General features: G+C 62.6%; 25 protein-coding genes and 1 pseudogene. 14 read left to right on the forward strand and 12 right to left on the reverse strand.

The annotated features are described in order from the left end of the window. Positions 1-7 precede the first annotated feature (7 nt). Positions 8-256 carry a hypothetical protein gene (locus CR919_RS08960; RefSeq protein ID WP_089237451.1) on the reverse strand — a complete coding sequence of 83 codons (249 nt, stop codon included), beginning with the start codon at positions 254-256 and terminating at the stop codon, positions 8-10. Positions 257-438: 182 nt separating this feature from the next. On the opposite strand from CR919_RS08960, the gene CR919_RS08965 reads away from it, so the two are divergent. The 3 genes from CR919_RS08965 (at position 439) to CR919_RS08975 (ending at position 2,771) form a co-directional block, all read left to right on the forward strand. Then, on the forward strand, positions 439-933 hold the full coding sequence (locus CR919_RS08965; protein WP_099819722.1) for a lipocalin family protein: 495 nt from the start codon (positions 439-441) through the stop codon (positions 931-933). 12 nt (positions 934-945) lie between these two features. After that, on the forward strand, positions 946-2,154 hold the full coding sequence (locus CR919_RS08970) for an FAD-dependent oxidoreductase (RefSeq protein ID WP_099819723.1): 1,209 nt from the start codon (positions 946-948) through the stop codon (positions 2,152-2,154). A gap of 125 nt (positions 2,155-2,279) precedes the next feature. Further along, positions 2,280-2,771, forward strand: coding sequence for a hypothetical protein (locus CR919_RS08975; RefSeq protein ID WP_099819724.1), 492 nt, complete (start codon positions 2,280-2,282; stop codon positions 2,769-2,771). Positions 2,772-2,926: 155 nt separating this feature from the next. Here the strand turns inward: CR919_RS08975 and CR919_RS08980 are convergent, their stop codons facing one another. Next, positions 2,927-3,361: a PepSY domain-containing protein gene (locus tag CR919_RS08980; protein ID WP_099819725.1), complete on the reverse strand. Its 435-nt coding sequence runs from the start codon at positions 3,359-3,361 to the stop codon at positions 2,927-2,929. A gap of 149 nt (positions 3,362-3,510) precedes the next feature. Between CR919_RS08980 and CR919_RS08985 the strand changes: the two genes are divergently transcribed. The 3 genes from CR919_RS08985 to CR919_RS08995 are packed head-to-tail and all read left to right on the forward strand — an operon-like array spanning position 3,511 to position 5,776. Then, positions 3,511-3,801, forward strand: coding sequence for a PepSY domain-containing protein (locus tag CR919_RS08985; RefSeq protein WP_089238156.1), 291 nt, complete (start codon positions 3,511-3,513; stop codon positions 3,799-3,801). Then, a complete protein-coding gene (locus CR919_RS08990) occupies positions 3,801-4,460 on the forward strand; it encodes a response regulator transcription factor (protein WP_099819726.1) in 660 nt (219 codons plus the stop codon). The genes CR919_RS08985 and CR919_RS08990 overlap by 1 nt, the downstream gene beginning before the upstream one ends. Continuing rightward, the gene (locus CR919_RS08995) at positions 4,457-5,776 is read left to right on the forward strand and encodes a sensor histidine kinase (RefSeq protein WP_099819727.1); all 1,320 of its coding nucleotides are present in this window, start codon (positions 4,457-4,459) and stop codon (positions 5,774-5,776) included. Before CR919_RS08990 ends, CR919_RS08995 begins: the two co-directional genes overlap by 4 nt. A gap of 89 nt (positions 5,777-5,865) precedes the next feature. On the opposite strand, the gene CR919_RS09000 is transcribed toward CR919_RS08995, so the two are convergent. Further along, a complete protein-coding gene (locus CR919_RS09000) occupies positions 5,866-6,186 on the reverse strand; it encodes a DUF6122 family protein (protein ID WP_033832425.1) in 321 nt (106 codons plus the stop codon). 57 nt (positions 6,187-6,243) lie between these two features. Next, positions 6,244-8,133: an arginine decarboxylase gene (gene speA / locus CR919_RS09005; protein WP_099819728.1), complete on the reverse strand. Its 1,890-nt coding sequence runs from the start codon at positions 8,131-8,133 to the stop codon at positions 6,244-6,246. Between the two features lie 179 nt (positions 8,134-8,312). Between speA and speE the strand changes: the two genes are divergently transcribed. After that, entirely contained in the window at positions 8,313-9,167 is an 855-nt protein-coding gene (speE, locus tag CR919_RS09010) for a polyamine aminopropyltransferase (RefSeq protein WP_032977218.1), read from the forward strand. 167 nt (positions 9,168-9,334) lie between these two features. Here the strand turns inward: speE and CR919_RS09015 are convergent, their stop codons facing one another. Continuing rightward, a complete protein-coding gene (locus tag CR919_RS09015) occupies positions 9,335-10,240 on the reverse strand; it encodes an aspartyl/asparaginyl beta-hydroxylase domain-containing protein (RefSeq protein WP_165787262.1) in 906 nt (301 codons plus the stop codon). Positions 10,241-10,464: 224 nt separating this feature from the next. On the opposite strand from CR919_RS09015, the gene CR919_RS09020 reads away from it, so the two are divergent. Both CR919_RS09020 and CR919_RS09025 read left to right on the forward strand, forming a co-directional pair. Next, entirely contained in the window at positions 10,465-11,415 is a 951-nt protein-coding gene (locus tag CR919_RS09020; protein ID WP_165787254.1) for an alpha/beta hydrolase, read from the forward strand. 210 nt (positions 11,416-11,625) lie between these two features. Continuing rightward, positions 11,626-12,285 carry an RIO1 family regulatory kinase/ATPase gene (locus CR919_RS09025; RefSeq protein WP_099819731.1) on the forward strand — a complete coding sequence of 220 codons (660 nt, stop codon included), beginning with the start codon at positions 11,626-11,628 and terminating at the stop codon, positions 12,283-12,285. A gap of 96 nt (positions 12,286-12,381) precedes the next feature. Here the strand turns inward: CR919_RS09025 and CR919_RS09030 are convergent, their stop codons facing one another. After that, positions 12,382-12,720 carry a P-II family nitrogen regulator gene (locus CR919_RS09030; RefSeq protein WP_025874559.1) on the reverse strand — a complete coding sequence of 113 codons (339 nt, stop codon included), beginning with the start codon at positions 12,718-12,720 and terminating at the stop codon, positions 12,382-12,384. A gap of 158 nt (positions 12,721-12,878) precedes the next feature. Here CR919_RS09030 and CR919_RS09035 point away from each other — a divergent pair, with 158 nt between their 5' ends. After that, a complete protein-coding gene (locus tag CR919_RS09035; protein ID WP_089237467.1) occupies positions 12,879-13,130 on the forward strand; it encodes an accessory factor UbiK family protein in 252 nt (83 codons plus the stop codon). 126 nt (positions 13,131-13,256) lie between these two features. Beyond that, positions 13,257-13,691, forward strand: coding sequence for an NAD(+)--rifampin ADP-ribosyltransferase (arr, locus tag CR919_RS09040; RefSeq protein ID WP_099819732.1), 435 nt, complete (start codon positions 13,257-13,259; stop codon positions 13,689-13,691). Positions 13,692-13,936: 245 nt separating this feature from the next. Here arr (CR919_RS09040) and CR919_RS21040 read toward each other — a convergent pair whose 3' ends face one another. Genes CR919_RS21040 through CR919_RS09050 form a run of 3 tightly spaced genes read right to left on the reverse strand, consistent with a single transcriptional unit; the run spans position 13,937 to position 20,657 of the window. Further along, positions 13,937-14,377: a hypothetical protein gene (locus CR919_RS21040; protein WP_133119598.1), complete on the reverse strand. Its 441-nt coding sequence runs from the start codon at positions 14,375-14,377 to the stop codon at positions 13,937-13,939. Next, entirely contained in the window at positions 14,374-18,219 is a 3,846-nt protein-coding gene (locus CR919_RS09045) for an RHS repeat-associated core domain-containing protein (RefSeq protein ID WP_099819733.1), read from the reverse strand. The genes CR919_RS21040 and CR919_RS09045 overlap by 4 nt, the downstream gene beginning before the upstream one ends. Then, positions 18,219-20,657: an RHS repeat domain-containing protein gene (locus CR919_RS09050; protein WP_108724212.1), complete on the reverse strand. Its 2,439-nt coding sequence runs from the start codon at positions 20,655-20,657 to the stop codon at positions 18,219-18,221. The genes CR919_RS09045 and CR919_RS09050 overlap by 1 nt, the downstream gene beginning before the upstream one ends. Positions 20,658-20,814: 157 nt before the next feature. On the opposite strand from CR919_RS09050, the pseudogene CR919_RS09055 reads away from it, so the two are divergent. Both CR919_RS09055 and arr (CR919_RS09060) read left to right on the forward strand, forming a co-directional pair. Further along, positions 20,815-21,064 (forward strand): annotated as a pseudogene (locus CR919_RS09055) (accessory factor UbiK family protein). 126 nt (positions 21,065-21,190) lie between these two features. Beyond that, on the forward strand, positions 21,191-21,625 hold the full coding sequence (gene arr, locus CR919_RS09060) for an NAD(+)--rifampin ADP-ribosyltransferase (RefSeq protein WP_099819735.1): 435 nt from the start codon (positions 21,191-21,193) through the stop codon (positions 21,623-21,625). 502 nt (positions 21,626-22,127) lie between these two features. Here the strand turns inward: arr (CR919_RS09060) and CR919_RS09065 are convergent. Further along, positions 22,128-22,913, reverse strand: coding sequence for a hypothetical protein (locus tag CR919_RS09065; RefSeq protein ID WP_133119599.1), 786 nt, complete (start codon positions 22,911-22,913; stop codon positions 22,128-22,130). Positions 22,914-23,283: 370 nt separating this feature from the next. Here CR919_RS09065 and CR919_RS09070 point away from each other — a divergent pair, with 370 nt between their 5' ends. Next, entirely contained in the window at positions 23,284-25,197 is a 1,914-nt protein-coding gene (locus tag CR919_RS09070; RefSeq protein WP_099819737.1) for an AAA family ATPase, read from the forward strand. Between the two features lie 226 nt (positions 25,198-25,423). Here the strand turns inward: CR919_RS09070 and CR919_RS09075 are convergent, their stop codons facing one another. Both CR919_RS09075 and CR919_RS09080 read right to left on the reverse strand, forming a co-directional pair. Then, entirely contained in the window at positions 25,424-25,789 is a 366-nt protein-coding gene (locus CR919_RS09075) for a hypothetical protein (protein ID WP_099819951.1), read from the reverse strand. A gap of 54 nt (positions 25,790-25,843) precedes the next feature. Further along, entirely contained in the window at positions 25,844-26,446 is a 603-nt protein-coding gene (locus CR919_RS09080; protein ID WP_099819738.1) for a DUF998 domain-containing protein, read from the reverse strand. Positions 26,447-26,635 lie beyond the last annotated feature (189 nt).

A 26,635-nucleotide genomic window follows, 5' to 3' on the forward strand; every position in this document is an offset into this window, starting at 1 on the left:
CGGCGGCTCAGTACTTCAGCCGCAGCTCTTCTACCTGTGGCTGCTGCAGCGCGTACCACTCCTGGAATTCTTCCTCGGTGATCTCGTCCGGTGCGTACACCGCGATCGGATGCCAGGCATGGTCGGTCGGCAACGGCTGGCGCGGCCCGGCGCGCAGGCTGTAGGCCACGCCTTCGTAGTCCACCAGATCGTCAACCTGCGGCCACTGCTCGCGGGCGAACTGGGTTTCACTCTTCAACAGGATCACCTGGTACATCGGCACCTCCACTGCGGTTGGATCGGAAAAACGCGGCGCTGGCGGAAGCATACCGCTGCACCGATGACGGCACGCGCTTCGCCGGGGCGACGGAACGTTCTGGACATGGCCCTCGCCCCGGCTTCACCCGCCCGTGGCAGCGTCCTCGGCATCGTGGAGGTCCTCTCCTGCCACGCCTGACAATGACCGACCTGCCGCCCCTGAAGACCGTCACCGACCTCAAGCTGCCGCGTTACCTGGGCACCTGGTACGAGATCGCCCGCCTGCCGATGCGCCACGAGCCGGAGGGCTGCACCGACGTGTCGGCCCATTACCAGCTGCTCGACAACGGCAACGTGGGGGTCACCAACCGCTGCCGCATGGACGGCGAGGTCGAGGAAGCCACCGGTGAGGCGTGCGCGATCGACAACGACAGCGCGCGGCTGGAAGTCAGCTTCCTGCCCAAGGGCCTGCGCTGGCTGCCCTTCGCCAAGGGTGACTACTGGGTGATGCAGGTGGCGCCGGACTACAGCGTTGCCCTGGTCGGCAGCCCCGATCGCAAGTACCTGTGGCTGCTGGCGCGTGAGCCCCGGCTGGATGCCACCGTGCAGGAACATTATCTGGCAGCCGCACGCCTGCAGGGCTTCGATCTGTCCGAACTGATCCAGACCCCGCATACCGGCCACCCCACCGCCTGAGCACGAACGCGCATGGACCTGAAGAGTGGCTACCCGTGGTGGGCGGTGCGCAACGGCCTGATCCAGGCCTTTCCGCCGCTGGAACAGGATCTGCACTGCGATGTGCTGGTGGTCGGTGGCGGCATTACCGGCGCGCTGATTGCCGATGAGTTATCGGCCCATGGGCACGACGTTGCGGTGATCGAGCAGCGCGACATCGGCTGGGGCAGCACCGCAGCCAGCACCGCGTTGCTGCAGTACGAGATCGACACCCATCTGCTGGAGCTGGCCTCGCAGTATGGCGAGGACGCGGCGGCGCTGGCCTACCAGGCATGCGCGGATGCGATCCCGGCCCTGCGCCAGGTGGCACGCGGCTTGAAGGAGGTGGATTTCAAGCAGATGGACAGCCTGTACCTGGCCAGTCGCCGCCGTGACGTACCGCGGCTGATGGCCGAAGGTGAGGCGCGCCGTGGCATCGGCCTGGATGCCCGCTGGCTGGACCGGGAGGCGCTGCAGGAACGTTTCAGCGTCGATGCCGGCGGTGCGCTGCTGACCCGCCAGGCCGCGCGCGTGGATCCGTACCGCCTGGCCTATGGGCTGCTCGAGCGTGTGCGTCGGCGCGGCGGCGTGGTCCATGACCGCACCGTGCTACATGCCCTCACCCCCAGCACGCGCGGCGTGACTGCGCGCACCGAATCCGGCATGCAGATCCGTGCCCGCCACGTGGTGCTGGCGATGGGCTATGCCAACCAGCAATGGCTGGACCCACGCGTAGCCCGCAACCGCAGCAGCTATGCCTTCATCACCGACCCGATCAACGCCGACGAGCTGGGCTGGCTGCAGCGCACGATGGTCTGGGAGAGCGCGCGTCCCTATCTGTACCTGCGCGCCACCGGCGACCGCCGGTTGCTGGTGGGCGGGCTGGACGATGCCATCGATATTCCCGCCCGCCGCGACGGCCGGGTGGAAAGCAAGGCCCGCAAACTGATGAAGCAGCTGCAGCAGTGGTTCCCGCACCTGCAGCCGACCCCGGCGTTCTCGTGGGCGGGCACCTTTGCCGAGACCGCCGACGGCCTGCCGTTCTTCGGCCCGCATAAGCAGTGGGGCCCGCGGGTGCAGTTCGCCATGGCCTATGGTGGCAACGGCATCACCTATTCGATGATCGGCGCCGGGCTGTTGCGGGCCGGGATCGAGCGGCGCCGGCACCCGCTGCAGGAGCTGTTCGGGTTCGGGCGGTTGTAGCGTGCAGCCAGGCATGGCCGGGCTCTACCGCAAGCGGGCGCCGACAGGCATCATTCAAGCAACGCCTGCTAGCGTCGGCCTGTACCGCCGCGTGCTGCGCGGCCCCTCTCCGTTGGAGCGCCGTCATGATCCGCCCCCTGACCCTGCTGCTGTGCCTGGCCGCCCTGCCCGGGACCGCGTTGGCGCAGTCCGCCGCTGGCGCCACCGCGCCGCAGGCCTCCGGCCTGGACCTGTCCGTGCCGCAGACGCCGATCCGCTATCTCAACGATCCGACCCTGCAGCAGGATCCGCCGGGCACGTTCTACGGCGACAAGACCGGCCCGCGCGTGAATGGCGACGGCCGGATCGCCGACGTGACGGATGACAAGGTCAAGGTGTCCGGCAGTTTCACCACCGGCATCGGCTACGCCAAGAATTACGGCAACACCCACTACAACGCCGCCACGCTGAATCTCAGCAAGAACTACACCAACGATGAAGGCAAGACCCGCGGGGTCAACGTCAACATCCACGTGAGCGAAGGCAAGGGCCCGGGCTTCTTCGGGCCATATGGTGGTGGCGGCTACTACGGTGGTGGCCCGGGCTATTGGGACTACCCACCGCCTTACGGCTGGTAATCCGCGCCCTGGGTAGGTGTCGACCTTGGTCGACACGCTTTTCCGGCCCTGTGCCGACCAAGGTCGGCATCTACCGAAGCGCAGCTCGACCCGGCCAGCGGCCGGCTCTACCCGGTAGCTGTCGACCTTGGTCGACACGCCCACCCCAGCAGGCATCAATCCAGCCAGCCATCACGCTCGCTGTGCAGGATGCGGCCGTCGTAACCACTCAGGCGCACTTCCACACGCTGGTTGCGGGCATTCCGCGCTTCCAGCGACCACGTCGCACCATCGCGTTCCAGCGAATGGATCTCACGCAGCCCCTGCGACTGCGCCTTGGCCAGCACCTGTTCGGTACTCAGCAATGCGCGGCTGTCGTGCTCGTCGAAGATCTCGCCGGTCTTCGGGTCCACGTACACCTCGCTGAAGCGGCCGTCGGCACGGCTGACATCGGCTTCCCACAGGCCGTCATCGCGCTCGATCTCATGGATCTGGGTGTAGCCGGCCTTGCGCAGGGTCTGTTCGACCTGGGCCATGCCCAGCGGTGCGGCCTGGGCAGCGGGAGTGACGGCGAACGCAACGACAGTGGCGAGGGTGAGCGACTTCAACATGGGGGTTCTCCTGTTCGGTGCCGGACCATCCCGGCAACGCCACGATGCGCCGCGTGGTTAACAGCCACTTAGCCGCCGCTGTTAGCCAATGGTTAGTTGGCGGCGGCACACTCGCGCCTGTTCCCCCATTCCCCATCATCCACGTGCCGATCCTGTCTTCCCTGTCCCTGCTGCTGGCGCTGGCCAGCGCTCCGACCGCCACCGGCCCCGCCCAGGACCCGGCGCAGCAGGTCGCGCGCCGGGCCGTGCAGCAGGGCCGCTACGTGCCGCTGGAAAGCGTGGTGCGCGATGCACTCAAGCGCCACCCCGGCCAGCTGCTGGAAGTGGAGCTGGACGATGGCGTATACGAAGTGGAGATCCTGCGCGCCGACGGCGTGGTGGTGGAGCTGGACTATGATGCGCGCAACGGCAGGCTGCTGAAGACGGAGCTGGACGACTGATGCGCATCCTGTTGGCCGAAGACGATGCCGCATTGGCCGAGCGCCTGCAGCCGCTGCTGGAGCAGGCCGGTTACGTGGTCGACGTGGTGGCCGATGGTCGCCAGGCCGAGGAGATCGGCCAGGTGGAAGACCTGCAGGCCGCCATTGTCGATCTGGGCCTGCCCGGGCTGGATGGCCTGAGCGTGATCGAACGCTGGCGCGGCAATGGCCGCGACTTTCCGGTGCTGGTGCTGACCGCACGCGGCCGCTGGCACGACAAGCTGGCTGGATTCGACGCCGGCGCCGACGACTACCTGACCAAACCCTTCCAGGCCGATGAACTGGTGCTGCGCCTGCGCGCCCTGATCCGTCGCAGCCGCGGCCATGCCAGCCCACGCCTGCAGTGCGGCCCGTTGCAGCTGGACGTCAATGCCGGGCGCTTCGATCTGGATGGCCATGCACTGGCACTGAGCCCACAGGAATTCCGTCTGCTCAGCTACTTCATCCACCACAGCGGCCAGGTGATCGGCCGCGACCGTCTGGGTGAGCACGTGTTCGATGGCGGCCACGATCCCGATTCGAATGCGCTGGACGTGCTGCTGGGGCGCGTGCGTCGCAAGCTCGGCACCGACCTGATCCAGACCGTGCGCGGCCAGGGCTGGCGGTTGGCGGCGCCGTGAGCCGGCAACCATCACTGCGACGCCGGCTGCTGCTGGCCGGTGGCATCGGCCTGCTGCTGGTCTCGGCACTGGCCAGTGCGCTGCTGGGCGAACTGTTCAAGCGCAGCGCGCGCGACCGCCTGGACAACGAACTGCAGCAGGACATGCTGACCCTGCTGGCGCAGGCCGAGATCGATGCCGACGGTCAGCTGCAGCTGCGCCAGGAGCCCAATGACGCGCGTTTCCAGCGTGTGTTCTCCGGCGCCTACTGGCAGATCGCCGATGGCAGCGGCAAGGTGCTGCTGCAGTCGCGTTCGCTGTGGGACGAGACGTTGCCCGTGGCCGCCAATGGCGCGGCCGAACGCAATCTGCCTGGCCCGCTGCAGCAGTCGCTGCGCGCGCGCGTACAGCAGGTGCGCCTGCCACGCGCGAACGAACCCTATGTCGCCGTGGTCGCCACCGACCGCAGCGCACTGGACGCGGATGTGGCCGCGTTCCGCCAACGCAGCGCCATGGCGCTGGCGGTACTGGTCGCCGCGTGGCTGGCGGTACTGGCCAGCCAGGTGCATTTCGGCCTGCGCCCGCTGCAACGCCTCGGTACGCAGCTGGAGCGTGTGCGCCGCGGCGATGCACAGCGCATCGATACGGCGGGACTGGGCGCTGAAATCGCGCCGCTGGGCGACGAACTCAATGCACTGCTGGACCACCAGCAACGGATGGTGGCGCGCGCGCGTACCAGTGCACAGGACCTGGCGCATGCGCTGAAGACACCGCTGAGCGTGCTCGCCGCCGAAGCCGATGGTGAAGGCCGCGCGTGGCGCACCACGCTGCGTGAGCAGGGCGCGCGCATGCAGGCCAGCGTCGATCGCTATCTCGCCGCCGGGCTGACCGCTGATCATCGCGAGCGCACGCCGGTGGCGGCGGTGGCGCAGGCGATGTGCCGGTTGATGGCCCGGGTGCATGGCGACCGTGCGCTGCAGTTCCAGGCCGAGGGCATTGCAGAGGACCTGCAGTTCGCCGGCGCCAGCGCCGACCTCGAAGAAATGCTTGGCAACCTGCTCGACAACGCCGGCAAGTGGGCGCAGCGGGATGTGACAGTAACGGCGCGGGTGGACGAAGGGCAGTTGCGCATCGATGTGCGCGATGACGGTCCAGGTCTGGCAGCCGAGGCGTTGGCGCAGGTCACCCAGCGCGGCGTGCGGTTGGATGAGCGCGAAAGCAGCAGCGGCCTGGGGCTGGCGATCGTCGGTGATATCGCCGCCAGTTATGGCGGGCGGTTGGCGTTGGAGAATGCGCAGCCGGGGTTGCGCGCTACGTTGTGGTTGCCGGTGGGGTGACGCGCCGCTGCGCTCGCCGGGCATGGCCCGGCGCTACCGGATCACGCGCCACCCGGTAGGCGTCGACCTTGGTCGACACGCATCAAGCATCAACGATGATGCATCCACCAGCAGTCGATGGCATCCAGCACGATGTGGATCATCAAACCAATCCCCACCAGCCGCGTCTTCTTCGGAACGCACAGGCCCGCATACACGGCAATCGCCGGCGCGGTATGCAGTGGATGGAAGCCGATGCTGCAACGGTTCGGGGCGTAGATCGGGTCGGCCAGCAGATGGTCCAGGTCGATGATCCAGCCCAGCAGCAGCAACAGCCACGCCGAGGCGAAACGCTTGCGCCAGAACAGCCATGCCAGCAAGGCTGGCACGGCGGCATGCAGGAACAAGTGGAAGATCGCGCGCGCGCTCATCAGACGGGACTCATCACCGCCGGTAGCGCCGGGCCATGCCCGGCGTTCCCGTCACCCTCAGATCAGCGGTTCGTCGGACAGGTAGGTGTAACCGGTCAGGCCCGCTTCCAGCGCTTCGGACAGTTCCTGCGCGCGCTCCGGCGACAGGTCTGCCGATGCCACGCGGTCGGCGTAGGCCGCACGCAGGTCATCCAGCTTGTAGCCCACGTAGTCCAGCATCACGTCGGTGGTGTCGCCGCGACGCTGCTGGGTGATGGCGTAGCCATCGGCATCGGCCAGCACTTCCACCGCGTCGGTATCACCGAACAGGTTGTGGATGTCGCCGAGGATTTCCTGGTAGGCACCGACCATGAAGAAACCGATGCGGTAGCTTTCGCCGTGCTTGATCGCGTGCAGCGGCAGCGAGCTGTCCAGGCTTTCGTTCTCGACATAGGTCTTGACCATGCCATCGGAGTCGCAGGTCATGTCGGCGATGATGCCGCGGCGATCCGGCGTTTCGTTCAGGCGCTCGATCGGCACGATCGGGAACACCTGGTCGATCGCCCACGCATCGGGAATCGACTCGAACACGCTGAAGTTGACGAAGTACTTGTCGACCAGGCGTTCGTTCAGTTCATCCAGCGCCGGGCGATGGCTCTTCTCGTCATAGCTCAGGCGCGCACGCACGCCGTGGGCGATGGCATAGAACAGATCGTCGATGCGCGCACGCTGCGGCAGGTCGATCTGGCCCAACGCATAGCTGGACAGGCCTTCGGCGTGGAAGTGCTGTGCTTCCTGGAACAGCTCCACCGCCGGACGCACGTCCAGCTCTTCGTGGATCTCGCGCAGGTGACGGATCGAGGCCGGCTCGTCGTCGTGCTGGTCCGGCACGCGGCCTTCCTGCGCCTGTTCCACTTCGGACACGTTGGCGATCAGCACCGCGTGGTGCGCGGTCATCGCGCGGCCACACTCGGTGACGATGCGCGGCGGGGTCAGGCCGTGTTCTTCGCAGGCATTGGCCAGCGGCTGCACGATGTTGCTGGCGTACGAGTTCAGGCCGTAGTTGATCGAGCAGAAGCTGCGCGACCGGGTGCCTTCGTAGTCCACGCCCAGGCCACCGCCCACGTCGACGTGGGTGATCTTCGCACCCAGCTGTGACAGCTCGACGAAGTAGCGGGTGGCTTCGCGCATGCCGTTGGCGATGTCGCGCACGTTGGAGATCTGCGAGCCCATGTGGAAGTGCAGCAGGCTCAGGCAGTCGGCGTACTCGGTATCGCGCAGCGACTTCCACAGGTCCAGCAGCTGGCGCGGCGAAAGCCCGAACTTGGCCTTGTCGCCACCGCTGTTCTGCCACTTGCCGGCGCCCAGCGAGGCCAGGCGCATGCGCACGCCCAGGCCCGGCTTCACGTCCAGCGCCTTGGACTCTTCCAGCACCAGCTTCAGCTCGGACGGCTTCTCGATGACGATGAAGGTCTGCAGGCCCAGCTTGCGGCCGATCAGGGCCAGCCGGATGTACTCGCGGTCCTTGTAGCCGTTGCAGACGATCAGGCCACCCGGGCGCGACAGCGCCAGCACGGCCATCAGTTCCGGCTTGCTGCCCGCTTCCAGGCCGAAGCCCTCACCGTGGTGGCTGGCCAAGGTGCCGGCCACGCCGCGGTGCTGGTTCACCTTGATCGGGTACACGGCGGTGTAGCCGCCCGGGTAGTCCCAATCCTGCTGGGCCTGGGCAAACGCCGCCTGCAGCTTGCCCAGGCGCTGGCCCAGGATGTCCGGGAAGCGCACCAGCAGCGGCAGCTTGGCGCCGGCCGCGCGCGCGGCATCGACCACCTTGGGCAGCGACACCACCGGGCCATCCGCCCCGGTCGGTCTCACCACCATGTGCCCGGCCTGATCCACGTCGAAATAGCCATCCGCCCAGTGCGGGATCGAGTAGGTCTTGCGGGCTTGGTCGAGGGACCAATCGGTCATTGCAGTCGGCCTTGTGGCAAATAAAAGGGGGGGCATGATAACGCCTATATGCCCACAGGTTCGTTATCATGCGCGCCCGCGCCCGCGGCAGGTTCCAACCTGAACGGGCCGATCCGTCCGGATGCGTGGCACCCCGCCTTCAGCCCGGCTCCATCCCTTCCGAACAGGAATGCTTTCCCATGACTGACAACAGCAACTGGTACATCGAACACTTCGAGCGCACCGGCTCGGCCATCGGCTACCGCATCACCGGCAAGCTGGACGAAGTGCAGTCGCCGTTCCAGAAGATCGAGATCTTCCAGACCACCGACTGGGGCAACCTGATGACCATCGATGGGGCCATCATGCTGACCAGCAAGGACAACTTCTTCTACCACGAGATGATCAGCCACCCGGTGCTGTTCACCCACGCAGCCCCCAAGCGCGTGGTGATCATCGGCGGCGGCGACTGCGGCACCCTGCGCGAAGTGCTCAAGCACAAGGGCGTGGAGAGCGTGACCCAGTGCGACATCGACGAGCAGGTGACGGTGATGGCGCGCAAGCACTTCCCGGAACTGTGCGATTCCAACGACGACCCGCGCGCCGAGCTGATGTTCGATGACGGCGTGGCCTACATGGCCAACTGCCCGGCCGGCAGCGTGGACGTGGTGATCGTCGATTCGACCGATCCGGTCGGCCCGGGCGAAGGCCTGTTCAACAAGGCGTTCTACGAGAGCTGCTTCAAGGCCCTGAAGGACGACGGCATCCTGGTGCAGCAGTCCGAGTCGCCGCTGATGCAGCTGGAGCTGATCAACGAAATGCGCACCGAGATGGGCAAGGCAGGCTTCGGTTCGTTCAAGACCCTGCCGTTCCCTCAGCCGTGCTACCCCACCGGCTGGTGGAGCGTGACCCTGGCGCGCAAGGGCGACAGCAGCTTCGACTTCCGCCAGGCCGATTCGGCCGCCAAGACCTTCGACACCCTGTACTACACCGCCGCGCTGCACACCGGCGTGCTGGTGACCCCGCCGTTCGTGAAGGCGGCGCTGAAGGGTTGATCCTGTAGAGCCGAGCCCATGCTCGGCTGCTTCTGCGCGAAATGCAGCCGAGCATGGGCTCGGCTCTACAACAGAACGCGCAGGGCCCAAAAAACAAAAACCCGCGCTGGCGACAGCGCGGGTTTTTGCCTTCTGTAGAGCCGAGCCCACGCTCGGCTGTTTTTCCCTTACAGCGCCCAGATACCAGCGATCACCGCCACCACCAGGCCCCACTTGATCACCTGGTAGGCCACCACGCTGCGCTCGCGCAGGGCCTTGGCCTTCAGCCGCACTTTGTAGACGCTGCCGAAGGCCTTGTTGACGCCACCGGTCGGGTCGCCCGGCAGGTTCGGCGAGGCGCCACCGGCCAGCAGCGTGGACGCCATCAGGCGGTTGAACAGGCCCGGCAGGCCGAAGCGCAGCGGGCGGGCGATATCGCAGAACAGGATCACCCGGTCATCGGGCGTCTCGTTGTGCGCGTGGTGGATGTAGGTCTCGTCGAACATCATCCACTCGCCGTCGCGCCAGCTCTTCTTGATGCCGTCCACTTCGATGTAGCAGGCATCGTTGTTGGGCGTGGCCAGCCCCAGGTGCAGGCGCAGCGAGCCGGCGAACGGATCGCGGTGCGGGCGCAGTTCGCTGCCCGACGGCAGCTGCGCGAACATCGCCGCACGCACGTCCGGCAGCGATTCCAGCAGCGCGGTGGTCTTGGGGCACATCGCCTTGGCCGACGGGTGCGAGGGGCCGTACCACTTCAGGTAGAAGCGCTTCCAGCCGCGGCGGAAGAACGAATTGAAGCCGGCATCATTGAACGTGCTGGAGGCAGCAATCGCCTGCGCATCGCGCAGCGCCAGCGCCTCGTCGCGGATCATCTGCCAGTTCTGCCGCAGCGGCTCCAGCTGCGGGAATTCCTTGCCCGGGTCCAGGAACGGCGTGGTCGGCACCTTGGAAAACATGTACATGACCACGTTGATCGGGGCCATGAAGCTGGAGTGGTCCAGCAGCTGGCGCGACCAGCGCGCACGGACCTTGCCACGGAAGTGGATGTACAGCACGCAGGACACGAACAGCGCCGCAAGCACGATTTTGATGATCAAAACACTTTCCTCCAGCACACGCCGGACAGGGAAACAGGGCGATGCGGCCGCAGGGCCGGCATCAGTGGGGGAACGCGGCAGGAGACGGGGACGTGCCGGGTGGGTGCGGCCGTCGATGTCGCGTGTAACAGCTTATGGTCGGCAGGCCGTGCGCCGGGGTCAAGCCGGGCGTGCGCAACGTTCAGTGCCGCGTTGCTGAACGGGTGGCCTACACTGCCTTGATGCCGTTGCCCCAGACCGATCCCTACCCCGCCCTCAGCGCACGCTACGGCGACTTTTTCGCCCTGCCCGCACAGGCCGCGGCGCCACGCAGCGAGCTCTTTGGCTGGGGCGGCAGCCGGCTGCGAATGGACCGGCATGGGCCCGCCGACGCCGGTCTGACCGTACTGCTGGTGCATGGCGCCGGCGGCTACGGGCGGATGTTCGCGCCGCTGGCGGCAGAGCTGGCGGCAGCCGGGCACGAGGTGCTGGCGCCGGATCTGCCCGGCTATGGGCTCAGCCCCGCGCCCTGGCAGCAGGTGGATTACGGCAGCTGGAAACAGGCGTTGCTGGCCCTGATCCACGCCGAGCATGGGCGACGGCCGCGACCGTTCGTGCTGCTTGGCGCCAGCATCGGCGGCTTCCTGGCCTATCTGGTGGCGGCCGAATCACCGTGGGTGCGTGGGCTGGCCGTCACGACCCTGGCCGACCCGCGCAATCCAGTGGTGCAGGCAGCGCTGGTCCGCCCGCCGTGGATGCGCGCCCTGCTGCCGGGGCTGCGCCCGCTCAGCCGGCTGACCCGCGGCCTGCGCGTACCCGTGCGCTGGTTCACCCACATGCAACGGATGTCGCGCAATCCAGAACTGACCGCGCTGGTCTGCGCTGACCCACTGGGGGGTGGCAACCGCGTGCCAGTGGGGCTTATGGCATCGCTGTTTGATACCGCCCCGGCCATGGAGCCCGAAGCATTCACCCGCTGCCCGGTGCTGATGGTGCACCCCGCCTGCGACGACTGGACGCCGGTGGCGATCAGCGACCGCTTCTACCAGCGGCTGGCCGCGCCGAAGCAGCGGGTGCTGCTGGATGAATGTGGCCACTTCCCCATCGAGCAGCCGGGGCTGGACCAGCTGCGCGACGCACTGCTGCCGTTCGTTGCGCGCATTGCTGGGCTTGACGCTACGGCAAGTGGCTGATTTCAATGGCTCTGCGCGGAAGTGAGACAGAATTGTCCGAATGTATGTGACGAACTGTTCCAGCCACGACGCCGACATTTCTCCGACAAATCGTGGAATAGCGAACTCACCGGTACTAAAATTGGCTTAACGAAAGTTTAGCCAGTTCCCCCAGTCGTACCGGTTCGCTTGACGCTTCAGCGCCGCCCACCGGGTCGCCCGAGACCCCAGATGATCCCTTCCATTACCCCCTCCCCGTCCTGCGGCGATGACGCCGTGGCGCCGCTGCTGCTCAAGCGCGGTGAACGCTTCCTCGCCCCCGATGTCTACCGCACCTGCCTGGACGGCCGTCCGGCGGTGGTGAAGGACTACTCCCGCTACCGTGGCACCCCGCTGTCGCCGATTGCCCGGCTGATGGTGCGCCGCGAGGCGCGCATGCTGGAGCGGCTGGGCGGCTGGAAGCACGCCCCAGCCCTGCTCGGCACCCTGGGTGGCCTGGCGCTGGGCATGGAATTCATCCCCGGCCAGACCCTGAGCACCGCGCAGGCCGTGGGCAATGAAGTGTTCGAACAGCTGCAGCTCGCACTCAGCCGCCTGCATGCCGCCGGCATCACCCACAACGACCTGCACGGCACCAACGTGGTGGTCAGCGCTGGCGTGCCGGTGCTGCTGGATTTCACCTCGGCCTGGCGCGTACCGCGCTGGCTGCGCCGCAACCCGCTGAGCCGGCAGCTGAGCCGCAGCGACATGAAGAACCTGCTGAAGATGCGCCAGCGCGTCACCGGCCAAGCGCCAAGTGCAGCGCAGGCCGCGCTGGTGGCCGACCCGGGTTGGGTGGCGGCCGTGCGCCAGGGCTGGAAGCGGTTCTACAAGTGGGCCAAGCGCCGGTAGAGGTCGAGCTTGCTCGACCGCTTTTCTGTAGAGCCGAGCCCACGCTCGGCTGCCCTTTGCACCCGCCGAGCGTGGGCTCGGCTCTACAAAAACGGCTTACAACGCGTCCGCGTCCAGCTCACCGGTACGAATGCGCACCACACTACCCAGGTCGTACACGAACACCTTGCCGTCGCCGATCTTGCCGGTGCCCGCCGCCTTCACGATGGCTTCCACCACCACGTCCACCTGATCGTCGGTCACCGCCACTTCCAGCTTCACCTTCGGCAGGAAGTCGACCACGTACTCGGCGCCGCGGTACAGCTCGGTATGGCCCTTCTGGCGACCGAAGCCCTTCACTTCCGTCACCGTGATCCCGGTAACCCCGCGCTCGGCCAGCGCTTCGCGCACGTCGTCGAGCTTGAACGGCTTGATCACCGCCATGACCATCTTCATCGTCTATCTCCTGTATTCCGGCGTGGAGGATAGCGCCTGAACGCGGCCGGTGCGAAACCCGCAGCGCCTGTCCGGCAGCCCGGGGCCAGCAGTATCCTTACTGCCGAACAGCTGTGGCCGCGCCGGATGCGCAGGCCCACCACCCCACGGAGCACCCCATGATCGACCTGAACCAAATCGATGACCTGGCCCGTCGCCTCAGCGACCTGGTGCCGCCGGGCCTGCGCGAATCGCGCGAGGAACTGCAGGCCACCTTCAAGAGCGCGCTGCAGGCGGGGCTGGCCAAGCTGGACCTGGTGACCCGCGAAGAGTTTGAAGTGCAGCGTGCGGTGTTGTTGAAGACCCGCGAGAAGCTGGATGCGCTGGAAACAGCGGTGCGCGAGCTGGAAGGACGCAGCAAGGCAGAATGAAAAAAGGAGGCGCACCGCGCCTCCCACTTACAGAGTATTTCCCTGATGGGGCCTTGCCGCAAGGCCCGCCCGGCGCCCTAGACTCGCCGGCCTGTCGATCCGGCAGGACAGGTAGGGGTAGTGCCGATGGCACAGGACACCGAATGGACACCCGTTTCGCATGACACCTGCGACCAGGTCGCCGGGCCGTTCTATCACGGCACCCGGGCTGACCTCGCGGTAGGCGAACTGCTGAGCGCGGGATTCCGCTCCAACTATCGCGACAGTGTGGTGACGAAGCACGTCTACTTCACGACGATTGCCAAGGGCGCTGGGTTGGCTGCGGAGATGGCGCGGGGTGAGGGGCGGCCGCGTGTGTATGTGGTGGAGCCAACCGGGCCGTTTGAGGACGATCCGAATGTGACCAACAAAAAGTTTCCTGGGAATCCGACGCGGTCGTATCGGAGTGCGGAGCCGTTGCGGATTGTTGGTGAGATTGCGGAGTGGGAGCACTACGACGCTGAGTTCGTTCGGCAGTTGAGGGAGTTCGTTGCTTCGGGGAGCGCGGAGATCATCAATTGATGGGGGGCAGGCGCTGACGCGGCATTTCGGGGGACTCTGCCGTAGGGACTTAAGCTGGTAACACCTAGCCGGGCACGTGCCGAATCCTTCCAAATGCCTGCACGAAAGGCAGTGGGCGCTGCACGCAACCGAGCGTTGAACATCACAAGCAGATGCGCTTCCGCTCACCATATAAGCGACGCTTAGAGGCAAGAACCCTCTCGCAATCGCAGGCCCAGTCGCGGCGGTTCTCGTGCACGAGATCATCAGCGACAGTAGTATGGCGAAACTGAAAAATGGAGTTCCTTTCGTCCTTCGCCTGCAAGCACCTTGGAGCCTGCAAATGCTTCATAGGAAATGAATCCTCTCAATGCACCGTGCGGTTCAACGCGGTGCTCCCCACAGCCCCCTGGGCAATAGGCGCTCATCAGCCCACTACGGGCCTGCAGCCGATCTCCTCCCGCCAGCACAAACGTGTCATCTCTGGCTACAGAAAAGCCACCTGTGGCGTCCGGCCAGCTCTCCTTTGAGACGCACAACGCGCGGTCGTCATTCGAGACGAGTGAAACATCAAAGCGGCGCTCTTCGGCCCTATCGACAACATCCACCCTATAATTTTCCGCGGCAGGGCGGATGATTCCATGCGAGCAGGAGCACAAGCCTCCTGCCAGAAAAACCACAAGGGAAAATCCAAATAAATTCTTCATCGGGCAAAGTCCATTAGATGATCTGGATTGGTCAGTCGCTGTGAACTGGGGAACTGCTCAAAGCTATCCCTCTCCGCCGGCGAGCCAAACTTGTATCCCTTCTCACCATTGAACAGCGTGTCTTTGTATCCAAACACAGCATGCGCGGTCTCATGCCCGGCCGCCCAAGCAAGAGTCGATTGGCTCCTGAACTCGGCATGACTTGTATTCACGATTACTTGTGCCGAACCACTCGTGGGGACAGCAGCCAATGTTCCGGCATTATTACCTCCGTACTTGGCATCAATTTGAGCGGTCGTCATTCCGTTGGCAGGAATCGCGCCCGCCCCGGTATCCCGGAGCGCAGCTGCCATGCTCGACATGTCAGACGCAACTTTTGTCATGTTCTCGACTGTACCGGAACCTTCGCCAAAGTTGCGCTCAAATGCTCGAGTAAGGCTTTTCAGACCCTTCCCACTCGACAGCGCGCCTGTAATTCTATCCGCCGCCTTCTCAAGGCTCTTGGCGGCACTCTGCTGCGCTTTGTCAAATCCTTTCCATTCCCTGTCTGAAAAACCAGAGCCACGGGAAAGTCTTCCGTCAGGGTCCCTGAATCGATACGGATTGTCATCCGCATACCAGTATCGATTGAATGCTCCAAGCGGACCTCCGTAGGCGGTTACTGGATCCACAGACAGGAACCTGCCCACCTGTGGATCGTAGTAGCGCTGCTGCATATAGGAGAGGCTGTTCTGACTGTCGCTGACATGCCCCGCGTAGCCGATCCCGTCATTCAGTGGCCGATTCAGAAGCTCGCCATATGGATCATAAAAACTGCGCTCGACCACACTGCCCGAAGCGTCAGTAACTGCGACAGGTGAACCCAACAAATCCGGATGCGAGTACTTCAGAAGCGTTATTCCTTCCGGCCCTGATTCCAAAGTAGCAACAAGCATCGCACCTAAGTAAAGATACTCCCGAATTTTCCCATCGCGCTCGCTTTGCTGCCTACGAATCTTACCTTGGCTGTCATACATGGAAAGGATCGATCCGCTGCCCTGCAACCATGCCAGAACACGACGCCCATGACCGTCATAACGGTAGTTTTCCGGTCCTGGGGCTGAACGCAGTCGATTTCCCATGTCGAACACGAAGGCCTGCCCATTCCGCATCGAGAGATTTCCCTGTGCGTCATATGCCAGTCCCATCGTAGTCGCGCCGTCGCTCGACATCACGTTGGTCAGCCGGTTGGCACCATCATAGGCATAGAAATGATCCTTGCGGCCCAGCAGTCTGGCGCTCTTGATGTTGTCCAATACGTCATAGGCATAGCGGACAGTGCCATCGCCGCCAAAGGCGGCCGAAGCCGCCTGCGTAAGGCGACCGAGACCATCATAGGCCATCTGCCGGTTGCGACCGGAATCTATTGTGTCGAGAATCGAGTTCAGGTTGCCAACCGCATCGTAGCTGTAATTCAGGCCGATCACATTGGGCGATGCAGCGATGCGGGAGGGAAGCTGCCGGGTGTTGAGCACCTGCTCGAACTGAATGCCGTTGCCATATGTGAACATGCGAATGCTGCCATTTGCATGATACTCAGCGCCATTCACGTAACTGCCGACGCGGCTTGGCTGGCCCAGAGCATTCGGATCCAATGCAATGAACATACCACTCGGGTACTGGATGCCGGAACGCGATGCGTTGGCGTCGTAAGAATAGCCGAGCCCCCAAGTGAACCAGCCGGGCTGTGATGTGGATTCGCCCGTCATCAGCCTTCGCTTGTTGTAGCTGTACGCATTGGTAGTCTGGTTCGCCCCACCGTCGTTGAGCGTGACTATCTGAGTTGGAAGCCCATCTGCGGCGTAACTCCAAGTCTGGTTTCCATTCCCATCGGGGAACGTCAGCGTCGAAATCCTGTTACGCGCATCGTACGCCCGATCAATACGTCGCCCGGATCCTTGGGCCGCCGCCAGATCACAGTTGGCGGCATCCGGAAGGTTCAAACCACTGGCAGTCCAGAGAGTGTTGCCAGCGCCATCCTGGGCGATGACCGTAGCCCCAGACTCTGGCTCTATGGCCTTGCACAGTTCCCCGCCAGCGCCGTACACAAGCGTGCGTTGCAAGCGCACGCTGCCGTCTGCATTGCGACGTACGATCGCCGCCGGCCGCCCATAGCGATCCCGTGGAATATCGGTAAATTCCCCTTCGGGCGCGCTGATGGCAATTGCATCAGACTGCGCCGGTGTACCGAACGCAACGTACTGCACGCGGGTGGTATAGCCTCGCGGATCCACCGTGGTGCGTCGATTGCCCGCCTCGTAGGTGATGACGCTCGTTGCCACTCCGGACTCGGTATCCTGGGAAACCGATGTGGGGCGTCCCAATGCATCGTACTCGGTCCAAGTACCCTTCAATGGCGGCAGCGTTACGCGGGTGTTGGTATTGGCTGTAGCATCCCCAAATCGACCTACCCCTTCCTGGTTCATCCGCCACTGCAACGGGTACTGCCCGGCGACCGAAGGTGCGGTGATCGTAAATAGAAATTCGACAATGCCATTGGGCGGCACATCATAGGGCAGGGGAATACGCGCGGCGCTCCACACGGTATTGTCGGCAGGATTCTCGGTCGCCAGTGCGTATCCCGCTCCGCTGCTCCACGTCGTCTCGCCTGTGTTGCGGAAGCGCAGCCGCATCTGCATCGTGCTACCTGTCTCCATACCGATCGGGAAACCGCCCCCCTCTTCGGTTCGCGCGTTGTTCACAGGTGCCGTTACGCTCACCGCCACATTCGGCGTGGCGGGCCCAAACCAGCCCTTCCCATCAGCCCACATCTGCCGCTGGAAGTTATAGATCCCCGGCGCTGTAGGCGCTTGCATCGGCACTGGAATATCAACTGTTTCCCCAGGCGCTACCGCACGAGGGAGCGCAATGCGCGCGCTGCCCCAAAGTGTTGAATCGGTAGGGTTCTGGGCCCCCAACCAGTGGCTACCCGGATACCACGTGGTGTCGCCGGTGTTCTTCATGCTTACTACGGCGGATTGACTTCCCGCAGTCTTCATTTCATTGGCTACGAATTGACTGTGGTACTCAGCGCCGTTGACCGGTTGCCAAATAAAGAAGCCGATCTGGCCTGAAGCAAGCCCAAACCAGTTCCCATTCCTGTGCATCTGGAATGCCACGCCATACCAGCCTCCATTGGCCGCGCCCGTGCTGGGAACTAGAGTGATGTTGAAGGTCGCTGTTGCTCCCGGCGGCACTGTTCCTGGGACGGATAGGCTTGAGGACTGCCAGTACGCCGGATTGTCGTTGGGCATGCTGAGTGCATATCCGCCTTCCGGCGTCCATGTAGTTTCCCCTGTATTCCTCATCGTGACCGTCGCCACGAACGGCTGGCCGGCCACCACGCGATTTGTTGACAGAGAGGCAGACACCATCTCGGCCGAGTTAACAGGTTCCGGAGGGGCATTGACAGTAATGACTACAGGCCCACTCTGCAGCGACCTGACAATCTCCTCTCCGTTGAGGTTGCGGATGCCCTGCGCCGTCAGCATGTACTGATACGTTCCTGGCGGCAGACCATGCACCGTGTACGCGCCATACGCGAAATTGGTAACCAGCGCGCCGTTCTGCGTCAGCCGGACGTTGTCGATGTACTCGGACTTGGGACCCGCATTGGTACTCCCGAACTCAACCGTCATGGTCACAGTTGCTGGAGCTGTATAGACGGTCTGCGCCGGGCCGGTCAGCCTGACCCAAGCCTGGGCGTGCACTGCTGGACTAAGCGCAAGCGCCATGATCATCAGCAGCAATGCGCCAAACCAGCGCGACTGAATGCCCGATTCCATCATCGTCGGAATTCGCATCAGGGCCCCTCCACGCGATATCGACCGGGATAGGACTGGAAGATCGTCCTGCCGGCGTGGTCATAGGATGTGATGACCTGCCGCAGCGTTGAACCGCGATTGGCCGTGTCGTACTCCTCGGTAAGTACAGGACGCATCAATGCGTCGTGCCACGTTATGCGCCGTGCATTGCCGATTGATTCCGTGCGACGCCAGTGCCCCGCTGCCAGCCCCCGTTCAGACCCTGTGGTCCGCAGGTAGTTGATGATCGAATCATTCCACGCCACGTTGTCGCCGCCGGGATACCGGATGAGCGCCAAGCGGCCGACCGCGTCGTAGCCGTAGGAAGTGGTCGCCGCGGTTTCGTCGGTTCTGCTCAACAGCCAACCGTTGTCGTCCACCGTGGCGGAGATGCTGGTGCCATCGGCGTACAGGATGCGCCGAGGCGTGCCCCGCTTGTAATCCTGCAGTTGCGTTGCGTTGCCGTTGCCATCAACCACCTGCGTGATGTTCCCCAACGGGTCATAGGCCAGCGTTTGCCTCAGCTTGCCGAACACCCATGTGGACTGCGGGAGGGACTGTGCATTGAACTCGGTGCGCTGTTGCTCCACACCGGTCTCGACATCTTCCACGCGTTCTTTCTGGCCCAAGGTCCAGCTTGCGAGATCGTCATGAAGTACAACCCTGTCTTTGGCCACGCCCAGGTCACTTCCACTGTAGGTCTGGACCGGCCTCGCAAAGAGGTCGAATAGATCCACCCGCTCGGTATATGCCGTGGCCTCGCGCGTGGTGACGACCTGCTTCTGCGGCTCGATGAGTCCTTCGGTTGGGGTCATGATGCTCAGCGATTGCCCCACCAGAGGAATGAACTGCCCAGCAGCCTCTTCCTTGCTCAGATACTGGTATTTCACGCCTTGAAGCGTCACACCCGCAGCATTGGCGGTTCGGGTCTCCAGCACCTTGCCTTCATCGACGCGCGGCCGCACGCCGAACAGATAGCTGGTGACGCTTCCGTCAGGCTCGGTCACCGTCGTCCAGCGACCCTCGGCTGAAAAGCCATCCTGGAAGCCGTAGGTGGTTGTCATTGATGGCAGGCCCGGCCCACTGATGGTCCGCTGCTGCAGGTTCCAGACACCGATATAGGGCGTCTGCTCAGGCGACGAGCACGGGCTGATGTCGGTAGCGCGGTAGAAGTAGCGATAGGCCAGTGAGTAGGTAGACACCGCACCCGCCGGATGACCAACCGCATAGCTGTAGGGGCCGTAGACGGTTCCCATACGAGGATCGCACTCGGAGCCCTCCGGCGTAGGTCCAAAATTGGGGGGGCGCAGCGTGCCGCTCGCGGTGTAGGTCCACCGCGTACCGTCGGGAAGCACCACGGCCGCCAGTCCACCATCGATACGCGAGCCAAGTACGCCGGGTTCACGGTACTGGTAGGTCCATGTTCGACCGTGGGCCGAGGCACTTGTAATGCGGTCGCCGGAGTAGCCAAGGGTGATGGCACGTCCGTCACTGCTGGTGATGGACGTCAGCTTGTCGCCGTTGTATCCATAATTGACCCAGTTGCCGAAACGATCCTCCACGCGCGTAGCCATGAAGAAGACATGGGTTCGTGACAGCGACCGGGTGGGTGCCAGTGGATTATCCTTGTAATTCATCCGGGTCATTTCGCGCGTCACGACCCAGTTGAGGTAGTACTTCGTCCCATCCGGCGTGACCGCCAGGAACGCCTCGCCAGGCACTCCGTTCTCGGTCTGCGGCAAGCACCGGACGCGCACATTGCCGGCTGTCACCCATGGATAGCTCTGCGCGTCAGTGGGCATCGGGACGCCGGCTGATGCAACCAGCATCTGCGCGCTCCCTTGGCCGGGCAGATTCAGACCGTAGCCATTCCAGAACACGGTTTCCGGGTAGTAGGAAATGCCGCCATCGCCAATGTAGGGCCGCTTCTGCTGTGTGCAGCGCTGGAAGCGGCTCGCATCGTTGTCGGGCCCGACCACCCATCCGCGGGCGCTGAAAACACCCTCCAAGTGTGGAACGTCGACATCCCAATCGTAGAAGCCGGCAAGGTCGCCAGGCTTGCTGTCCTGATACAAATAGCGCTCACTGATGCTGCGCTTGCGGCTCAGCGCCACAGGCGGTCCAGCGTTGCCCGGGATGGCGATGTCTGTGACCGAAAAGCTCAACTGCCCGTTGAACAGAGAAATGCTCTCGCCGAAGGCACCTGCATCAAGCTTCCCAAGCTGCTGGGCCTTGCCAACGCGATTGGCGTATTCGGACTCGGCCTCCACGAATTCCTGCGCCGAAGCCGACGTTGCAGCGAAGCACAGCAACACTGGAGCGAGCCGCCACCCATTGCATCCCATGATGTCCCCCTGGCGAGAATGAACAATCCGTTCATACAGCGCTGCCGATTTTGCACGGTCACCCGCTCTCACACTCGTCAGAAAAACCCGCATTGCCCTGTAGGCTTTTTCTTAACGGGCCCGACCAGCCCCTACGTTTGTGCTCGAAAAGTGCGACCGAACGGTCTCAAGATGCCGTCACAGGGTTTCGCGATCGGTTTAACTTGGCGGGCTGAAGACCGAACCGGCTGTTACCTCACGGAGCCCCCCCATGATCGACCTGAACCAAATCGATGACCTCGCCCGTCGCCTCAGCGACCTGGTGCCGCCGGGCCTGCGCGAATCGCGCGAGGAACTGCAGGCCACCTTCAAGAGCGCTGCAGGCGGGGCTGGCCAAGCTGGACGTGGTGACGCGCGAAGAGTTTGAAGTGCAGCGTGCGGTGTTGTTGAAGACCCGCGAGAAGCTGGATGCGCTGGAAACGGCGGTGCGCGAGCTGGAAGGCCGCAGCAAGGCAGAATGAAAAAAGGAGGCGCACCGCGCCTCCCACTTACAGAGTATTTCCCTGATGGGGCCTTGCCACAAGGCCCGTCCGGCGCCCTAGACTCGCCGGCCTGTCGATCCGGCAGAACAGGTAGGGGTAGTGCCGATGGCACAGGACACCGAATGGACACCCGTTTCGCATGACACCTGCGACCAGGTTGCCGGGCCGTTCTATCACGGCACCCGCGCTGACCTCGCGGTGGGCGGGCTGCTGAGCGCGGGATTCCGCTCCAACTATCGCGACAGCGTGGTGATGAACCACATCTACTTCACCACGATTGCCAAGGGCGCCGGGCTGGCTGCGGAGATGGCCAAGGGTGAGGGACGACCGCGCGTGTATGTGGTGGAGCCGACCGGCCCGTTTGAGGACGATCCGAATGTCACCAACAAGAAGTTTCCTGGGAATCCGACGCGATCGTATCGGAGTGCGGAGCCGTTGCGGGTTGTTGGGGAGATTGCGGAGTGGGAGGCCTACGACGCGGAGTTCGTTCGGCAGTTGAGGGCGTTTGTTGCGTCGGGGAGTGGAGAGATCATCAACTGATGAACGGGGCGGCCGTGCTTTGGCTGACGGAAAAGCAACGCAGCAGGCTTTCGAACGTTATCCACTTGCGGCCAGACATGGACCTCTCGGGCTAGGGCGCCACGGTCTAGGCCGTACTGGTGCCGTGCCAAGGCACGCACCCGCGGGGGGGGGGTACTATCAGGCTCATTCTTTCCTGTCCGGATTCGAGGTCGTTGGCCACCAAACCGCCGGCCGGCGCACTGGCCCGCCCACTCGGCTGCCGAGCGCGCCATGCTGGATTGGAACCTGGCGCGCTTGGTCGACGTGCACGAGGCCACACCTTCGATGGCCGGCGCAAGCTGCGGGGTGTTCAACCTTCCTGGAAGAGATATCAGTCTGACCAAATGGCTAGGCCGCGTGCCTGAAGCCGAAGCCCCCCCCCTCGGGGTTGAACTCAGCCACAACGACGTGCTATAAACGGGCTGTAGACGGCGCCCAATGACTACGCTGCTTAGCAGCCGTAGTCGGCGGGCGCCATTTTTTATTCCGGGTTTGCGTATGTATTGACTGCGCCTGTTCCTTGCAGATACTCGCGGAACACCAAATATTCAATCCTTCGCTTCGATTCTTTAGTCAGCTTGTTCGGGTACGAAGAGCGTTTGTGAGTGGAGTGATGAGCCGGATCTAGGGTGTCCACCAGTGAGTGGAGGACAACCCCATAGATGAGTAATTTCTGCCGCGTCGATCTATCGCTTGTCTTCCCAAGGAGATCGGTCAAAGGTTGACACCAGCTTTCTGCAGATCTGCTGCCAGCTAGTTTCTCGCCAAACTCAACGACTCCGATCGTGCGCAAGCCGCCGCTGGCCCGTAGGTCTGTTGTGATCTCACCAATGGCCTTCTGATGCGTTCTATTCACCAATCGGATGCGCTGTGACTCGAAACATGTGATGAATTTACTCAACTGTCTCCCCCGCGCATCCCCGGAGATAGAGACCCCCAAGCTTTCTGCTCTCAAGATTTCGACCCGCCCCCAGAAGCTCGCATATAAATACGCGAGCCCAACAAGGTCAGTGTCAATTTCATTACCAGACTGCCCTGCAAGCGGCACGAAGTCTCTTTCAGCCAAAGAAATCGTTTTTCCGACAATTGCATCAGCGGCTTTCAATAGAGGGTCGAGATGGACATCAACAATGTCTTTCGCGGCTTTACGCTGCTTCCAGTGCGCCCGTATTGGCGCGATGAAGAACTGCTCAATGAGTGTGGATGCCAACCCTCCGGACACAGCAGCGATGAATAGCGTAAGCCATATCGATTTTTCCTCTTCCACGAATATTTCATCCTTTTTTACGTCTAACAATCTGGTGACCGGACCCGCGGAGCCAGCCATATCCTTCACTCATGGCGTCTGGAATAACGACGCCTTTCCCTGATGCCGCAAGAGCTTAGGGCGACCGGCTTCGGCCCGCAAGCCGATGCATGGCCGGTTCGGCCGAGCGCCCGATGGTTGCTCTAATGCTCTAAGAGGCAGTTCAACTTCCACTCGGAAAAAAGCGCTCCACCCGAATGGACCTTGCTGATCTGCCGCCCACTGATGGCTGCTGCCGCCCGGAAACGCCCCCAGAAGGCGGGCATTTGCAGGTCAGTCCCTCGCGTGGGACGATGGCATCTAGAGCGACACTCAGAGCCGAGGGGGCACGATGAGGATTAAGTCTGTTCGAATCAAGAATTTCAGATCTTTTGAAGATCAACTCATCACACTCGACCCCTATACTTGCCTTGTAGGCCCCAATGGCGCGGGCAAGTCCACCCTTCTTAATGCGTTGAATGTCTTCTTTTTCGAGGACTCTAGCGCGACCCCCGTCACCTATCTAACCGCAGAAGATTTCCACCAGAAGCAAATTGACAAGCCTGTCGAGATAACAGTAACTTTTCATGAACTATCTCCCCGCGCCCAAGAATCCCTGAAGGATTACTACCGTAACGGCGAGCTTGTTGTTTCTGCCATCGCTAGATTTGAAGATGAAAAAGGCAAGGCTGTCGTCGAGCAGGTAGGCAGTCGCATGGCGATTGCGGACTTTGCCAGATTCTTTGAGGCATGGAAGTCCGGCGCGCCCGCAGGGGATCTCACGCAGATTTTTGATGAACTTAAAGAAGCGTATCCAGGGATACCCACCCCCGCAGGCAGATCAAAGGATGCGCGGCGGGATGCCCTCCGAGCTTATGAAGGTGATCCGGCGAATACGCATCTGCTAACGCCCCTGCGTAGCACGGATCAATTTTACGGTATTGCGGGAACATCCAAGCTCAGGCCCTTCATCCAATGGGTCTATGTCCCAGCGGTGAAGGACGCTACCGAGGAGCAGTCAGAGAGCCGTGAGGGGGCATTGGGTAAACTCTTGGCGCGCACAGTCCATGCCCGAGTAAATTTCAAAACCGACCTAGCTGCTATAGAGCAGGCCGCACAGCAACAGTACCAAACGCTTATGGACGCCAATCAAGGCGTCCTAGACGAAGTGGCAACTGCCTTGTCTGGCCGATTGAGCCAGTGGTCGCACCCCGAGGTTACGCTGCACATAAACTGGAACAGCATCCCAATCAACGTCAAGACGCCAACAGCCAAGGTGTTGGCAGGCGAACAAGGTTTTGAAGGCGATTTGGCGCGGTTTGGGCACGGTTTTCAGCGATCCTATCTCCTGGCATTGCTTCAAGAGTTGGCCACCATACCGGGAGATGATGCCCCGACTTTGATCCTAGGCGTGGAAGAACCGGAGCTGTATCAACATCCTCCACAGGCGAGGCACCTTTCACAGGTACTCCAGCAGTTGGCCGCGAGCGGCTCTCAGGTGGTTTGCACGACTCATAGTCCATACTTCGTTGACGGCTCAAATTTTGAAATGGTCCGGCTGTTCCGAAAATCTCCACAGAGACGTGCGACAGTTACTTTTTCACTGACTCGCCAGCGGTTCTCCGACCGCTTCGCTGAGGCAGATGAAGCAGCACCCCTGCAGCTCTCAGCAGTAGAGACGCAGCTCAATCAAGCCTTGAGGGGCGGCATCAACGAAATGTTCTTCGCAACAAAGTTGGTGCTGGTTGAAGGCCCGGAGGATGCCGCCTACTTAATGACTTGGATGGCCTTGACAGGGCGATTCAACACGTTTCGAAGTCAAGGAATTCATATTGTCCCAACAGAAGGAAAGAGCAACCTAGCAAGGCCTCTGATCATTGCTCAAGAGTTGGAAATTCCAGTCTTCGTCATCTTTGATGGCGACCGCGAGAAAGCGGCTCATGCGGCCCAGACAACAGACAATCGCCGCTTGCTGCGAATACTGGGCTTGGACCAAGCTCCCCTTTTCCCCGCCGATCCAAGCTGGGGACACAATCATGTCCAGTGGCCAGATGAGCTTTCAAGGATCGTCGATACTGAACTAAACGACTCAATCGGACAGGCGGCTTTTGGCCAGGTAGTTAATGAATCTCGCCAGCATTGCGGATTTGCTGCTGACGTGAACAAGCATACGATGTTTGTGGAAAAGAAGCTTACCGCCTCGCATTCCCGGGGAGGTGCCTGCCCCACCCTTGACCGGGTTTGCGACGCAATTCTGGCCCTTTGACCCAGGTCTTCCGAACGGAAATTGGTATGTTGCGCGGATGTAGGGTTCTGGTCGAATTCAACGCTTCCCAATCCCTATAATTCTTTCAAATCCTAGTGTTGGACAGGGGTATTTTATGCGCTCCGTTGAGACGCGACCGCTTCCGGCCAGGACGGGACGCTCGCAATGCCGGAATCAGGCCCATCGCCGAAGCGGGTTGACCTTGAAAGATGTGCTGGACCGACCCCTACTTGAACATACCCAACAAATCCTTGTCCTCATGCCGCTGCTCCCACGTAGAGAGAAAGCAGAAGCTCACGCCGCTTTGCACGGCAGCCTTCTGAAACACGGCCAGCTCTTCCTTCGTGATCGGATACTCAACCGGGTCAAAATGCAGAAGCGCCCACGGCTTGAAGAATGAGAACCCAGGCAGGAGTTCCGAGAAGACTTCCTTCAGCTTAGGCTGGATGGTGGAGAAGTCCCTGATCGCCCCCGCGCGATTTCCAAGGGCGTAACACTGGCGACGAATCGTTCTGTCTCCACCCACCACCCGCGCAGTGAAGTGGTCCTGGCGCACTTGAACGTAAATCAGCTGGCGGCGAAAGATCCTCATCCCCATCTCAACGGCACCTGCTCAATGGCCGTCCGTGTAACTGCATGCCTGCCATCAATGCGCAGGCTCCGCCTTCAGCGCGCTTGAATCCCTTCGCAGCAGGTAAAGCGCCACCAGGAACGGCCACAGCGAGTTGATCGACGAGAACACGCGCTGGGTCAGCCCCCTGAACCCTTCCGGATCCGCTCCCACCACGTTCAACCAGAGATAGACGATGCTCGCGATGCTCACCACAGCGGTCACGGCGTACGCCCTTCGGTTGGCGGACCACGCACTCAACTCGATATGCGACATCGCCGGTGCAATGATGTTTGCGATGCCTATAGTGTAGAAGCCGTGCATCGGGTGACCCATCGGCCAGAGCCCGTTGGTCAGCATCGAGACGCCAAAGACCATCCAGCAGACGGCACCTACGGCAATCCGGCGACCGGACTCCCGCCATACCCCAATGGAGAACGCCACGAAGCCGACGCCGGAGCCGATGGCCGCAATCCTGCCGCAGATGCTTGCGAGCGTTGGCGCCTGAAGCAGCTCGCTGGCGTGCTGCGCAAGCGGGTTGTAGCCCGGCGCGAACACGGCGGCAACGCTGGTCCAGAACAAGAACCACGGAAGCGGGACCAGACCCGCGCAGAGAAGAAGTCGGTTACGACGTAACACGTACAGTGGTCCTTGTTTTGGCCTGCGCCAGTGGGTGGAATCCGTTCAAGTGCTGCAAAACCTTCCTGCTGCAGGCAGGACAGTTCTGCGTGACTACATCGGTAGTCAGAATGTGCGTGGCGCCCTGAGGGGGTCAATAGGCAGAAAGTCATTCCCGCCCGGATGCGATGCCGGCAACGGCGTCGTGGC

The sequence above is a fragment of the Stenotrophomonas sp. LMG 10879 genome (assembly GCF_002750935.1).
GTDB classification, from domain to species: Bacteria; Pseudomonadota; Gammaproteobacteria; order Xanthomonadales; family Xanthomonadaceae; genus Stenotrophomonas; species Stenotrophomonas lactitubi_B.

Bases quoted from the DNA above. Each gene is read 5' to 3' on its own strand.
- CR919_RS08960 (WP_089237451.1), bottom strand. From the start codon at position 256: ATGTACCAGGTGATCCTGTTGAAGAGTGAAACCCAGTTCGCCCGCGAG.
- CR919_RS08965 (WP_099819722.1), top strand. From the start codon at position 439: ATGACCGACCTGCCGCCCCTGAAGACCGTCACCGACCTCAAGCTGCCG.
- CR919_RS08970 (WP_099819723.1), top strand. From the start codon at position 946: ATGGACCTGAAGAGTGGCTACCCGTGGTGGGCGGTGCGCAACGGCCTG.
- CR919_RS08975 (WP_099819724.1), top strand. From the start codon at position 2,280: ATGATCCGCCCCCTGACCCTGCTGCTGTGCCTGGCCGCCCTGCCCGGG.
- CR919_RS08980 (WP_099819725.1), bottom strand. From the start codon at position 3,361: ATGTTGAAGTCGCTCACCCTCGCCACTGTCGTTGCGTTCGCCGTCACT.
- CR919_RS08990 (WP_099819726.1), top strand. From the start codon at position 3,801: ATGCGCATCCTGTTGGCCGAAGACGATGCCGCATTGGCCGAGCGCCTG.
- CR919_RS09000 (WP_033832425.1), bottom strand. From the start codon at position 6,186: ATGAGCGCGCGCGCGATCTTCCACTTGTTCCTGCATGCCGCCGTGCCA.
- speA (WP_099819728.1), bottom strand. From the start codon at position 8,133: ATGACCGATTGGTCCCTCGACCAAGCCCGCAAGACCTACTCGATCCCG.
- speE (WP_032977218.1), top strand. From the start codon at position 8,313: ATGACTGACAACAGCAACTGGTACATCGAACACTTCGAGCGCACCGGC.
- CR919_RS09020 (WP_165787254.1), top strand. From the start codon at position 10,465: ATGCCGTTGCCCCAGACCGATCCCTACCCCGCCCTCAGCGCACGCTAC.
- CR919_RS09025 (WP_099819731.1), top strand. From the start codon at position 11,626: ATGATCCCTTCCATTACCCCCTCCCCGTCCTGCGGCGATGACGCCGTG.
- CR919_RS09030 (WP_025874559.1), bottom strand. From the start codon at position 12,720: ATGAAGATGGTCATGGCGGTGATCAAGCCGTTCAAGCTCGACGACGTG.
- CR919_RS09035 (WP_089237467.1), top strand. From the start codon at position 12,879: ATGATCGACCTGAACCAAATCGATGACCTGGCCCGTCGCCTCAGCGAC.
- arr (WP_099819732.1), top strand. From the start codon at position 13,257: ATGGCACAGGACACCGAATGGACACCCGTTTCGCATGACACCTGCGAC.
- CR919_RS21040 (WP_133119598.1), bottom strand. From the start codon at position 14,377: ATGAAGAATTTATTTGGATTTTCCCTTGTGGTTTTTCTGGCAGGAGGC.
- CR919_RS09045 (WP_099819733.1), bottom strand. From the start codon at position 18,219: ATGCGAATTCCGACGATGATGGAATCGGGCATTCAGTCGCGCTGGTTT.
- CR919_RS09050 (WP_108724212.1), bottom strand. From the start codon at position 20,657: ATGCGGGTTTTTCTGACGAGTGTGAGAGCGGGTGACCGTGCAAAATCG.
- arr (WP_099819735.1), top strand. From the start codon at position 21,191: ATGGCACAGGACACCGAATGGACACCCGTTTCGCATGACACCTGCGAC.
- CR919_RS09070 (WP_099819737.1), top strand. From the start codon at position 23,284: ATGAGGATTAAGTCTGTTCGAATCAAGAATTTCAGATCTTTTGAAGAT.
- CR919_RS09075 (WP_099819951.1), bottom strand. From the start codon at position 25,789: ATGAGGATCTTTCGCCGCCAGCTGATTTACGTTCAAGTGCGCCAGGAC.